10 protein-coding genes are annotated in these 12,788 nt (G+C 36.7%); all 10 read left to right on the top strand.

The window, feature by feature from the left end; all coding sequences use genetic code 11:
• Positions 1-203 precede the first annotated feature (203 nt).
• Positions 204-803 carry a class I SAM-dependent methyltransferase gene (locus tag FNLLGLLA_RS00065; RefSeq protein ID WP_156697392.1) on the top strand — a complete coding sequence of 200 codons (600 nt, stop codon included), beginning with the start codon at positions 204-206 and terminating at the stop codon, positions 801-803.
• A 437-nt stretch (positions 804-1,240) separates the two neighbouring features.
• Positions 1,241-2,410 (top strand): transcriptional regulator, encoded by a 1,170-nt coding sequence (locus tag FNLLGLLA_RS00070; RefSeq protein WP_156697393.1) that lies wholly within the window; start codon positions 1,241-1,243, stop codon positions 2,408-2,410.
• 344 nt (positions 2,411-2,754) lie between these two features.
• On the top strand, positions 2,755-4,788 hold the full coding sequence (locus FNLLGLLA_RS00075) for an LTA synthase family protein (protein WP_174892114.1): 2,034 nt from the start codon (positions 2,755-2,757) through the stop codon (positions 4,786-4,788).
• A 99-nt stretch (positions 4,789-4,887) separates the two neighbouring features.
• Positions 4,888-5,856 carry a glycosyltransferase gene (locus tag FNLLGLLA_RS00080; RefSeq protein WP_174892115.1) on the top strand — a complete coding sequence of 323 codons (969 nt, stop codon included), beginning with the start codon at positions 4,888-4,890 and terminating at the stop codon, positions 5,854-5,856.
• 15 nt (positions 5,857-5,871) lie between these two features.
• Positions 5,872-6,630, top strand: a complete 759-nt coding sequence (locus FNLLGLLA_RS00085) for a glycosyltransferase family 2 protein (RefSeq protein ID WP_174892116.1) — start codon at positions 5,872-5,874, stop codon at positions 6,628-6,630.
• 13 nt (positions 6,631-6,643) lie between these two features.
• Positions 6,644-7,582 carry a VirK/YbjX family protein gene (locus FNLLGLLA_RS00090; RefSeq protein ID WP_174892117.1) on the top strand — a complete coding sequence of 313 codons (939 nt, stop codon included), beginning with the start codon at positions 6,644-6,646 and terminating at the stop codon, positions 7,580-7,582.
• 9 nt (positions 7,583-7,591) lie between these two features.
• Positions 7,592-8,812 (top strand): glycosyltransferase, encoded by a 1,221-nt coding sequence (locus FNLLGLLA_RS00095; RefSeq protein WP_156697397.1) that lies wholly within the window; start codon positions 7,592-7,594, stop codon positions 8,810-8,812.
• A gap of 29 nt (positions 8,813-8,841) precedes the next feature.
• On the top strand, positions 8,842-10,020 hold the full coding sequence (locus FNLLGLLA_RS00100; protein WP_156697398.1) for an O-antigen ligase family protein: 1,179 nt from the start codon (positions 8,842-8,844) through the stop codon (positions 10,018-10,020).
• Between the two features lie 249 nt (positions 10,021-10,269).
• Positions 10,270-11,709, top strand: a complete 1,440-nt coding sequence (gene wbaP / locus FNLLGLLA_RS00105; RefSeq protein ID WP_156697399.1) for an undecaprenyl-phosphate galactose phosphotransferase WbaP — start codon at positions 10,270-10,272, stop codon at positions 11,707-11,709.
• 19 nt (positions 11,710-11,728) lie between these two features.
• Positions 11,729-12,778, top strand: a complete 1,050-nt coding sequence (locus tag FNLLGLLA_RS00110; RefSeq protein WP_156697400.1) for a glycosyltransferase family 9 protein — start codon at positions 11,729-11,731, stop codon at positions 12,776-12,778.
• Positions 12,779-12,788: the final 10 nt, after the last annotated feature.

Genomic DNA, 12,788 nt, shown 5'->3' on the forward strand with positions numbered 1-12,788 from the left:
AGAAATATTACTCCTAGTATACCATATCGACATTAATAAGTGTTTCATATAACAAAAGCACCCGATGTGGATGCTTTTGTTATATACTATAGGTGTTACTGGACTAGTAAATAGTACCCTAATAAGGGTATAGTATGTATAGAAATTAAGATTAATATCAGTATTAGGTCATATAATTTAGGCTTCATAATAGGATTATATAGATGGCAACAGAGCAAGAGTGGGAAAGTGTATTACAAATTAAAACCTCTGGTCGCGATGATAGTCGTTCCGATACGGAGCATCATCCGTACGAGCCGACGGATTATTGCGTGTTGGAGCGTTTAGCAAATAGTGGTCATATTCGCAAGAAAAATACGCTCATCGATTATGGTAGTGGCAAGGGCCGAGTGAGTATTTTCATGGCTTACCAAACGGGCTGCCATTCTATAGGCATCGAATACGATGAACGGCTCTATGAAAAGGCTTTAATTAATGGTGAAAGCCCGGCAACTCGTAATCGTGTAAGCTTTGTACTAGGTGATGCAGCGCTGTATGAATTGCCAGATCAGGCTGATCGATGCTTTTTCTTTAATCCCTTTGCACTCCATACGATTAAGCGGGTATTAGGAAATATTTTTGATTCGCTATATCATAATCCTCGGGAGATTAAGTTATTTTTCTACTATGTTAATGAAGAGGTGGAGAGCTTTTTAAATAACCATGTGCGCTTGGAACAAGAGGAACCTATTGATTGTAGTGACCTCTTTGAAGGAAGCGATACAAAGGAACGAATTCTCGTCTATTCAGTTAACTTGTTTTAGTGCAGTAATTTAAGACTTTTATAATAAAATAATTTAAGACCTTTAAAGACATTTATGTAACAATTAGATATATTTTGATGTAATAGTTAAAAATCCGATGGATGCAATACATATTAGATTGATGTAACAAATAAATATAAGATTTTAATATAGTAAGTTTATATATGAATATGATGTATATAAATTTGATTAAATAACCTCGGTTTGAATAGTGTTTTAGTAGTATGAAATGCATACTATTAGGAACGTATTTAAATTGAGGTTTTATTCTATTTTTAAGGAACTTTTACACATATTATTAAGGAAAAAGCAGATAAATTCTGCTATAATAATATATTAGAGATTATAAAATCAATTCATTTTTATGATTCTATACATTGATTCGTATACGCTAATGTAGCGGGTAGGACTGAGTGTATTGAATACAGGAGGTGCATATGGAACTCATCGATACAATGTTGATTGAACGCATTCGTAAAGCGTTAATTAAACGATATGACCGAGATCAACAGATTCAACAAATGATTGAAGAAATTGGTGCAGAGGAAGGTCTTAATGAGACCGAATTATCTATCGTTTACCAAGCTTATTTAGAGGTAAAAGAACGGGTGTACTATACATCTTCTCTCGTTGATTTGTGGAATCAAATTGAAGATGTTCAAAAACGTATGGCCTTATTGCATTCTTACGAATCTTTAGAAGAAGATTTATTTGGCGATGTGCTAGGCGACGATAAGGAAGATATCGTCATTTCTAATACATCTGGACTTGGCAAGGGTGCGAGTCATAATGATGATGCATATGCTATGGAACAGGTACAATTATCTGATGTTCCTGTGCATCATGATTCTACGGTGGGCATGAACCATATTAAATTGAACGAATTAAAATCTATAGGCGGCCTCTTTACTGGTTTTGGTGAAAGCTCCGGTAAGGAAATAGCAGATTTTGAAGATACTGCGATTGAGCACCTTGATGTAAAACCATTAGAAGGCGTTGAAAGTTTAGCAATTCATCATTTAGATGAAGATGAAGCGTTAGATGTAGATGGTCTTGATGAATTATCGAAACATAAGAAATCAGAGGCAGCTAACGTGGATGATGAGGATATGTCCTCTATCGATCCATACACGGCGGTGAATGCTTTATTATTTGGTAAAGCCGGTTTAGAGTCCGATAAAACAAATAAGAAGATGGAGAAGCTTCTTAAAAAGAAATTGAAACGCGTTGATGATGAATGGGCGCGTATCAACGGTTCTGAAGATAAGAAATCTAAGGAAGATAAAAAATCCAAGGAAGATAAAACATCTAAAGAGGATAAGAAATCCAAAGAAGACAAAAAGTCCAAAGGCGAGAAAAAATCTAAGAAAGATAAAACGTCTAAAGAAGATAAAAAAGAGAAAAAACACAAGAAGTCTAAGGAAGAAAAACGCTCTAAAGACGAAGAAAAGTTAAAGAAAAAGAAAGACAAAGCTGAAAAGAAGCTTAAAGTCTTAAATGATAAGTTAAAAACAGTCTTCTTGGCTGATACTTTCAAGAAAAAAGATAAGAAGAAAGACAAGAAAAAGGATAAAAAATCTAAAAAGGATGAATCCGTAAAAAAGTAGAATCGATAGTTTCCGTATGGAATAGTAAGGCCTCTGAAAAGATGGCCAAGGAGAGTGCTAGTGCGAAGAAATCAGCAAGTGCTGGGACTATCGACCGTGGATGCGGTAAATGCAAACGATGTAAAGGTCCTAAATGTAAGAAATATCCAAGTTAATTGATAGTTATGTAATTACTAGAATATTACGTAACATATTACGAAGCATATATGTAGCATATATAAGTAGTTTATGTTATTTTATTTATCATTTAGGCAGTATAGTTATGTAGTTTTGTTACGTTTGTAACAATATAGTTGGATTAGTGATTTAACAATTTGGTTATACGATTCAACAGTTAGGGGTTAATGATGAACCGATGGCAGCGATTATTTGAAGGCATACGAACAGAGATTAAGGCATTTATCTTTTTCTCTGTTTTGTTGACTGCATTTAGAATCGTGTTTCTTGCAGTATTTCAATCACAACTAGCTTCCGTGACGATGGAGAATATCCTCACATCCTTATGGCTAGGATTTAGATTGAGTCTCAAGACCGTCGGTTCTTTGTGTTTACTAGGCTTTTTAGGGGGGACGTTGGTACATACCTTTGTGCCAAAATGGCCGTCCTTGCGCATTAAACAGGTCCTCTACTCCATTGCGACTATATTGTTGACCTTCCTGTTTTTGGGACGCATTCCGTTCTACAAGATATTTAACTCTTCCTACAATGCGATGCTCATCAACGGTAAAAACGATGATATCGGCGCCATTGTAAATACAGCTATCAACGAATATAACGCTTTAATGTACATCGTTGGAGCCGTTGTATTGAGCGCAGCGCTTTGCTATTTTTTAGTTCGTTTCCTAGAGTGGGGAGCCAAGAAATATAGTGATTACGCTGTTGACCTAAGGAATGGTGATGATGCGGATAATGTAAGAAATAGTGATTCTGCAGATCATCAACGACTTTGTACTACTTGGTATCCTAAGACGAAGAAAACGCAATGGATGACGGGCATTGGATTGACTGTCGCTATTGGCGTATTAGGTCTATTCTTTAGATTTGGCGGTGCTTTCAGCTATACAAATTCTATCAACTGGGAAAGTGCAGCCCGTCTTAGTTCAAATCTGTTAAACGAAAATATCCTCGATGATGTACAAGCGCTCTATCGTGTTAAAAGCATTGCGAAACGGACGGCTGAGCTGGAGGTTATCAACTTAACACCTCAAGAGTTAAACGAAAAAATCACTTCCGTTGGTGGTAAGTTTAACGGTACAAATTTTGACGGTTCTTTCACGAGAACCATTACGACACAACGATTAGCGGATCAACCGCAGTCTATAAACCTCGTTCTTGGAGAATCCTATGGCTTGTGGCCGTTCCTTGCTGAATATAACGAGCCTGGTGCGTACCTCGTTGAGCAAGGTCGTAAATACGCTGCCAGCCCTCAAGCGATGAGCACGCAACTAGCTCTTGCCCAAGGCACAGGCACGATGCCAGCCATCAATGGTTTGTTGACAGGGATGCCTGATACAGGGCTATATCCTAACTATGAAGGTGAAAGTTTCAAAGAACCTTACGGTTTAGGCATTGGTCCTGTTATGAAAAAGCTAGGCTACAAGACTGTATTTTGGTATGGTGGCTTTAGCACATGGCAAAATGTTAAAAACTTTGTTTTATCTCAAGGTTTTGATGAATTCCACGATGCCTCTGAAATGCCAAGCGAAGACGGCAACGCTTGGGGTGTAGGTGATAAATATTTATTTAAAGCTATTTCTGCCTACATGGATCAACATAGAGGGGAAAAAATTCTCAATGTTATCATGACCACGTCTAATCATCCACCGTATAGCATCAATGTGGGTAAGGAAGGCTACGATGTGAATAAGGTAAAAGGGCATTTGCCAGATTCTATCGAAGAAAACGATAAGCAATTGAACGAAATGGGCCATATTTGGTACGCAGACCACGTAATGGGTGATTTTATCGCTCGCGAAGAAATAGCAGATCCTTCTGCACTCTTCGTCATTACAGGTGACCATAGCGAACGCTTTAACTTTGCTCGTGAAGTAGGTCCTAATGTGGCATCTACAATTCCGATTATTTTTTATGGTCGTGGTATTCATAAAGATTGGCTTGCACCTAATGCATTCGGCATGAGCATTCAAATTATTCCAACCTTGGCGGAATTGGTAGGCCGACCTGGTCAAACTTATAAAGCGATGGTGCCAAGTTTGTTTACACAAGAGAAATTTGTATTTAATCATAGACTATATCTTGATAAAAGTGGCAAAGTGTTAGAACAAAGTGCGAGCATGCCTCAATCCTATGGAGATATGATTAAAAACATGCGCGAACTCGCAGCATGGCGCATTAAACATGGAAATAACATTAAGTGAGGAACATTTTAGCTAATGATATTTAGCTAGAACGAACTATATAAGTTTGAGAGTTTGTAAAACTAGTTTGGCTAGTACATGTTGTAAGAGGAGCATGGAATGGAGTTAATTTCGGTCATTGTACCCGTTTATAATGTGGAATCTTATGTTGCAGAATGTATTGAATCCATTCAAAACCAAACGTATATGAATTTGGAAATCATTTTAGTAAATGATGGTTCTACAGATGCTAGTGGTGATATTTGCGATAAGTATGCAGCCTATGATGAGCGAATACAGGTCATTCACAAAGAGAATGCTGGAGTTAGTGCTGCTCGTAATACGGGGATAGAAGCGGCTAATGGTGACTATATTGGCTTTGTGGACTCAGATGATTACATTGCACCTACTATGTATGAAGATATGTTAAAGCTCATGGCAGAACATGATTTAGATATCATAGAATGCACTGCTTTCAGAAATAATGGTGACACCAATATCGAAGGGTGCAATGACGGGTCATTAGAAATTTTTAATCGAGATGAAGCGCTAAAAATGGCTATGTACGATTGTTTTGTTGCTGTATGGAGTCAATTGTATAAGCGAAGAGTTATCAGCGATGTGCGTTTCCCTGTAGGCCGAAAATTTGAAGATTCTGCTGTATCTTATTTATTTATCGCTAATACAAAACGGGTGGGTCATATTAATCGCTGTTTGTATTATTATCGACTTAATCCTAATTCAACTACTCAAACTTCTTTTGATCCGAAATCTCGATGGGATTTTGTGCTCGGTTACGAGGAACGCTTGCAATATGCTATAGATCATCAATTACCATATGTTGATGATTGCAATAGTTTATTGATGAAAGCCGTATTATCCTGTTTAACAGCTTACTATGCAAAGCCAACGGGTAATCAAGTGTATTATGATAAATGTAAAAGAATGATTGAAACTTATCGTAATGATGCATCCTACAAACTATTAAATTCTAAATATAAGCTTTTTTTATGGTCCTTTGGTCGTGCCGATTGGATTCATAAAATAGGGGCTCGTTTATCGTATTTAGCAAAACAAGTACGTTCGTAAGTGAAAGGTAAAACTATGGCAACTGTATCTGTAATAATCTTAGCGAGAAATGAAGAACATAATATTCATGACTGCATTGAGTCTGTGCAGTTTGCCGATGAAGTTTTAGTTATCGATGATTTCAGCACCGATGACACCGTAAAAATCGCCGAAGAAATGGGTGCTCGTGTTGTACAACACGCCATGAATGGCGATTGGGGTACGCAGCAGACCTTTGGTATTGAACAGGCTAAGTCCGACTGGATCTTATTCCTTGATGCGGATGAGCGCATTTCTGAGCCTCTAGCGAAAGAAATTCAAGCTATCGTTGTAAACGAACCTAATAAAGCGTATTGGATTCAACGGCGCAATAAATTCCATCATAACCACGCTACACATGGTGTATTGCGTCCAGACTATGTGCTTCGCCTCATGCCTAAAGAGGGTAGCTATGTAGAAGGCTACGTGCATCCTGCGATTATTACGCCATATCCAACAGAAAAATTACAACATCCGATGTACCATTATACCTACGATAATTGGCATCAATATTTCAATAAATTCAACAATTATACCACATTATCTGCTGAAAAATATCGTGATAATGGTAAAAGCTGTTCTTTTATCAAGGATATAATTCTGCGTCCTACCTGGGCTTTCATCAAGGTGTACTTCTTACAAGGCGGTATTCTCGATGGGAAGATGGGCTTTATTTTATCCGTCAATCACTACTTTTATACGATGACTAAATATGTAAAGTTTTACTATTTACTAAAATCCAAGGGTAAATTGTAATAGAGGGAGCATTATGTTAGGCAATTTTGGAAAACATTGGCACATAGGCCGTACTATATATGGCAAACGCACATGGCGTGAAACGAGACGCACCTTCTTACATACAATGCGCTCTTGTCGTCATGACTCAACGGTTACGGAATTTGAAAACTTCTTTAAGTCCTATACGGCAGATCCAAAGCTGTTGGAAAAACATCCAAGTCTCTATGAATTGATGAGCCGTATGTTTTTAATAAAAAACTCTACACCACAGTGGCGCTTGGAAGCACTTCGCCAGCATTTCACCATATTACAAGAGGTGTTTACGGATGAAGCGATTCAGCTCATGTATGTAGACGAAGCGGAGTTTGATTATTTCGATAAAAAACGGGGTATTACCCTTTGGAGTTCCGATGAGCTCGATATGTCTGCTCATCTATATTACGAGCCGGGACAACGTAAGGAAGGCTTCTTGACGGTTATGCTCTTGCTCGAAGATAAGGGTGTATATCATGCAAATATTCGCTTTGCTAAGGGCCCTAATGGAGAGAGAACTCTTGTTATCGGTACTATTCAAGGTTATAAAGATGGACTTGAGCGAGCTAAGAAGATTACGAAAAAGATGTATGGTTACCGTCCTAAGAACTTCATTACCTTCTTGATTCGTGAAATCGGTCGTGCTGCGCAAGTAGAATCCATACTTGCTGTATCTGATGAAGGCTTCTATGCAAATTCACATATGGTGCGCGGCAATAAATCAAAGGTAGCCGTATTAGATACCTTGTGGGAGGATATCGGTGGTACAGTATTGGAATCCGATCCAAATTACTTCACCATTCCTCTTGAAGAAGAACGCAAATCTATGGAAGAGATTAAATCACAAAAACGTAGCCAATATCGTAATCGCTATGCTCTTTTAGATGAGTATGAGGCTATGATTCAAGAAAACATAAAACCGTACGTAAAGGCCTAGAGGTGTGCTATGCGCGTAGCAATTTTAGAAAGTATTGTCATGCCTGCTGGTCATGAGGTGGAGTTTGATCGCATCCTCATCAATGAACTGAAGCGTCAAGGTCATGAGCCAGTACTATTCGTGCCGGAGAACTTTCCTTTCAAAGTAGACTATGGAGTAGATATAGTCTACTTAGAAGGGGGAGAGGTAGTGACCTATGCGGGGGCGTCTAAATGGAAGAAGCCATTTTTATCCATTTTGCGAGAACGTCGTCGCCGCAGTTGGTTCACATCAGCAGCAGAAAAAATTAAAGAACATAATATAGATGCTTTGATCATTCCCACAGGGACATATCGCTATATTAAAGCTTTGTTAGACACGCCATTAAAGGACAGTAAGGCAGCAGTACACGTTATCTTCCATGGCATTGGCAAGGGCGAAATGGATCGCTTTATTAAGCAAGCCCATCGAGCTAATGCATATAAAAACGTGTACCTCGATGTTATTTCTTTGCGCGATGATATGTTGCGCCCTGATCTACCAAGAGTCCGTAAAATTTTGCCTCCTGTGTTCTTGCCATCGAGTGAATTGAATGGAGAACAAGGAAATTGTGTTACACAAGGCAATACTAGTATACAAGACAAAAAAGATGCGAACTCTACAACTTGTATAGGTGTTAATTTGGAAACTCCTATATCAACGAATAAACCGATAAAATTAGGCTTCTTTGGTCAGTTTAGAAAAGAGAAAAACATTGAGCGCTTTATAGATGCCTTTGTATCGCTTAATTATGATGACTCGGTACAACTCGTCGTTCAAGGGGCAACGGTAAAGCCTGAAGATGGGATATTATTTGAGTCTATCATCAAGAAATATAACCAGTATAGTAATATTAAATTCATCCATGCCAGTCTGATAGGGAAAGACTGGGATACAGCATTGTTGAGTGTAGATGCTCTATTATTGCCCTATGGGGCTGAACGATATCGCTATCACTGGGCAGCTATGCTATTTACGGCTATTGGCTTTCACAAACCTGTTCTTATATCTCCAGAAATTAATCCAGAGGTATTAGAAAAGTATTCCATTGGGGAATTTTTAAATTTAGATGATGTAAACTCCATCAGACAGGGGATTCAAACGTTTGTAGAGAATTTACAGCATCATAAAGAGCAATATAATCAAGGTTTAATGAATGCAAATGAGGACTACAGCCATCGTGCATTAATTCAATCCATCATATATATATAGATTTATATTATTTGTAAGGGAGAATTACTATGAGAGTAGTATTAAAGTTAAGTTTAGAGTCATGGATTGCTATTATGATTACGTTAATGGTGTGCCTTACAAGGCTATCCATGGCAGCTGGTCAAGTATTTTATGTTATTGCTATTTTGTTAAGTATTTTCTATATTTGGAAACATAGGCATGACCTATATGTTCCGTCCTATGTCAAAAAATATAGTAAAACGTTTGCTCTAATGTTGTTATTGTTATTGCCTTCCGCAGTATTAACGAACAATATAGCTGTAGGATTACCTGAATTTATCAATGTTTGGCTGTGGCGGATTCCTGTATTTTTCGTTATCGCCCTGTGTATTCGTGATAAGAAAACATTATTTACGATGCTTGCTGTATTTTTTGTGGATTTTGGTATTGATAATTTAGTAGCCTTTTATCAACATGTTTCAGGAATGACTGATAGAGGATGGGGATTTGGTAGTAGTGTGTTGACCATATCGGGTCTCATGGTTATGTTAGTACCTATTTTCTGCGTCATTTTATTAGATTCGGCCTTTCCTAGCTATGTGAAAGCATCCGCTTTATGGGCACTTGGCTGTGTTGGTTTTGGTATGTATGGTAATCAAAGTAGAGGATCTTGGCTCTTTAATATGATTATGGTACCTATCGTATCCCTGCCGTATTTGATAAAGCGTTTTGTCTATGTAATAGCAGTTCTTGCTACATTAGGTGGAGTTGTATGGGGCTTTAGTACACAGCCACATTATGTGGCTAGATTTGAATCCATTACCAATACGACCACAGATGGTTCCAACTTAGGTCGTTTTGATGTGTGGACATCGTCTATTAATATGTTTAAAGATCATCCTGTGACAGGTGTTGGTATTGGACAGTGGCGTACTATATATGAAGCATCCTATCGATTACCAACGGAAAATCAACATTTATATCATGCACATAATAATTTTATTCAACTTCTTGGTGAGGTTGGTCTGTTAGGTCTACTAGGGGTTCTCATCTTTTATGGATCTATTATTGTTGATAATTTTGTGATCTGGGTTAAGAAGCGAGATCCTTATAGTCTTTGCGCTATGATTGCCGTTATTTGTTATGTATTTGTATTTGGCCAAGTGGAGTATACTTTAGATAATTCTTCAGGAATACGTATCATGTATTTTATGTTAGCTACGATGCTTCAATTACGAGATAATTGAGAATCAAATAGTTGTACTGGAAGGTTTTTAATTACTACTTAATAGATAATTAAGTATGATCAAAATAGACTTAAAGGATAAATAATTACATAAAAGACAGGTGAAGTCTATGTTTTTATAGTTTTACATATTTAAATATGATACAATATATGTAAATATTGGTACATTGTATTCGCATGCTAGAGAGGTTGTTTTCTTAACATTTTGAGATTGAGAAAACAACCCTTTTTTATAATTTGGGGTATTAGTATGAATAGTTCTATCTGTAATAACAATAATAAAAAGTTATTTATAAGTAAGCTCATAGTGCTTATAGCAGATTATATTGCTATTGTTTTGGGGACATTAGCAGCCTATTATTTGCGTTTAAACTTATCAATTTTACCGGTAAGTTCAAATTTTAAGGTAGAAGAAATTTACGTATATGGTATTGTGCCTATCGTATTTTTAACTATATTATTGCTTAATAATGCTTATTCTGTGGTAACACCTTATTGGGATACGATGAAAAATTTATTTCGCAGCATTACCATAGGGGTTGTTGTATCGATTGTTCTCATGTACACAGGACATGTCATTAATGATGTGTCTCGTCTATTTGTTGCTTTTGCTTATATATGTATGCTCGTATTTATCTTTACCGAGCGTTTTATTGTAGGAAAAATACTTTCAAAAACAGGATATTTAACAATTCCTATCCTTCTCGTTGGGGCGGGTAAGACTGCAGAACTTGTAAAGAGGGCTTTAGATCGCATGCCGATTACTACCTATAAGATTATTGGTTATGTAGATGATAATCCTAAATCATCATCCATCGCTAAAGAATACCCATGCCTTGGAGCCTTTAAAGATGTAGAAAGGGTTATTAAAGATACAGGCGTTCAAACAGTACTGATTTGTGCTCCCGGACTTGAACCAAAAAAATTGGTTTCTTTAATAAATCAATTACAATTGTTAGTAAAACGGGTGGCCTTTGTTCCTGAATTATTTGGTTTACCTACAAGTAATATTACAGCACGTGGCATGATGGAAGAGCAGGCGGTAGTATTGCGTGTACAAAATAATCTAGCTCGCAAGTCTAATCGTATTATCAAACGTATATTTGATATTGTGGTTACTATATGTGGTGGGGTTTTTATATTACCATTTATGCTATTCATAGCTGTTATTATTTATTTAGATTCAGAAGGACCTATTATATATAAACAAAAACGAATAGGACAGAATGGAAAAGAGTTTAATTTTTATAAGTTTAGGTCTATGGTTAAAAATGCAGATACCATACTTGAAGAATACTTAAATACTCATGAGAGTGAAAAGATAGAATGGCAAAAGAATTTTAAATTAAAGAATGATCCTCGAGTTACTAAGATAGGTAGAATAATCCGAAAAACAAGTATTGATGAACTACCCCAACTATGGAATGTATTGATTGGGGATATGAGTCTAGTTGGACCTAGACCATTATTACCCAATGAAGTAGAACGATATAACAGCTATATTGAGGATTATAAGTTAGTATTACCAGGGCTCACCGGTGTATGGCAAGTAAGTGGTCGTAGTGATACAACATTTGAACAACGAGCGATAATGGATTCTTGGTATATTCATAATTGGTCCATATGGATTGATATTGTGTATTTGTTGAAAACCGTCTTGGCGGTTGTGAAGTCAAAAGGTGCTTATTAAATAATATATAGGAATTAGTATGAATACATATCTTATTTACATTGCTCCAGGTATTGGTGATTTTATTATTGCCATGCCGCTCATTCAGAGTATTAAATCGCAAGATCCAACAGCAGTCATTGATATGTTTACATGTAGTGATAAAAGACGTATAGGTCTAAACAAAAAGATGGTGGAGTTACAAGGGGATATTCGTCATTGTTACTACTATACCAAGAATGAACCATTTCATTCCTTAATGTTTTTGTTGAAAGTTGGTTATCATAGTTACGATTATGGTATTGTACTTGAACATTTTAGCTCTAAGTATATGTCATCATGGCCGAGTAAGATAATAAATTTTTGTTGCAAAACTACTATAGGTGCGCATAATCCATATAATGGTGCTACCTATGAAAAATCTATAAATCGTCCAGATAGTTATTATATATATGACTTAGAAAATGATATATTGAAACAGTTAGGTTTTGAGCCAACTGTTATGCAGCGTGAATCATATTCTGTTGATAAGAATCCTGTATTAAAACCAATCATAATTAATCATCCATCTATCGTTTTTTGTATAGGCTCAGGTCATGTAGCGAATGAAAAATTACATGATCCTTATGCATTAAGTCTTAAGTCATGGCCGACTAAGAATTGGGTAGAACTTGGAAATAAACTAGTTCAACGGGGTTATGAGGTTATCTTTATTGGTGGCTCAATGGAACAAGGGATGATTGAACCTTATCACGATGAATTAGATTCACGTATTGTTAGTTTTATAGGAAAACACTCTATTAAAGAGAGTTTTCAAGTGGTACGAGAAGCAGATCTTGTTGTCGGTGTAGATACAGGGCTTATTCATGCAGCCGCTATACAAGGAACTGCTACGTTAACACTTTTTGGGTGTACGGATCCAATTATTGTAAAGCCATTTGGCCCATATAGTAAGATTATTCATCATGCCATAGAATGTTCACCATGTTTAGGATATGATCAATCTTATACATGTACTAATAATAAATGCATGCAGGGAATCTCAGTAGCGGTTGTATTAGATTCTATATTACATATTTTTGAGAGATAGAGAGATAGGA

This window comes from Veillonella parvula, assembly GCF_902810435.1.
Taxonomy (GTDB): Bacteria; Bacillota; Negativicutes; order Veillonellales; family Veillonellaceae; genus Veillonella.

Excerpts from the sequence above, each read along its gene's own strand:
- wbaP (WP_156697399.1), top strand. The coding sequence starts at position 10,270 with ATGAATAGTTCTATCTGTAATAACAATAATAAAAAGTTATTTATAAGT.
- FNLLGLLA_RS00080 (WP_174892115.1), top strand. The coding sequence starts at position 4,888 with ATGGAGTTAATTTCGGTCATTGTACCCGTTTATAATGTGGAATCTTAT.
- FNLLGLLA_RS00095 (WP_156697397.1), top strand. The coding sequence starts at position 7,592 with ATGCGCGTAGCAATTTTAGAAAGTATTGTCATGCCTGCTGGTCATGAG.
- FNLLGLLA_RS00075 (WP_174892114.1), top strand. The coding sequence starts at position 2,755 with ATGATGAACCGATGGCAGCGATTATTTGAAGGCATACGAACAGAGATT.
- FNLLGLLA_RS00100 (WP_156697398.1), top strand. The coding sequence starts at position 8,842 with ATGAGAGTAGTATTAAAGTTAAGTTTAGAGTCATGGATTGCTATTATG.
- FNLLGLLA_RS00110 (WP_156697400.1), top strand. The coding sequence starts at position 11,729 with ATGAATACATATCTTATTTACATTGCTCCAGGTATTGGTGATTTTATT.
- FNLLGLLA_RS00065 (WP_156697392.1), top strand. The coding sequence starts at position 204 with ATGGCAACAGAGCAAGAGTGGGAAAGTGTATTACAAATTAAAACCTCT.
- FNLLGLLA_RS00085 (WP_174892116.1), top strand. The coding sequence starts at position 5,872 with ATGGCAACTGTATCTGTAATAATCTTAGCGAGAAATGAAGAACATAAT.
- FNLLGLLA_RS00070 (WP_156697393.1), top strand. The coding sequence starts at position 1,241 with ATGGAACTCATCGATACAATGTTGATTGAACGCATTCGTAAAGCGTTA.
- FNLLGLLA_RS00090 (WP_174892117.1), top strand. The coding sequence starts at position 6,644 with ATGTTAGGCAATTTTGGAAAACATTGGCACATAGGCCGTACTATATAT.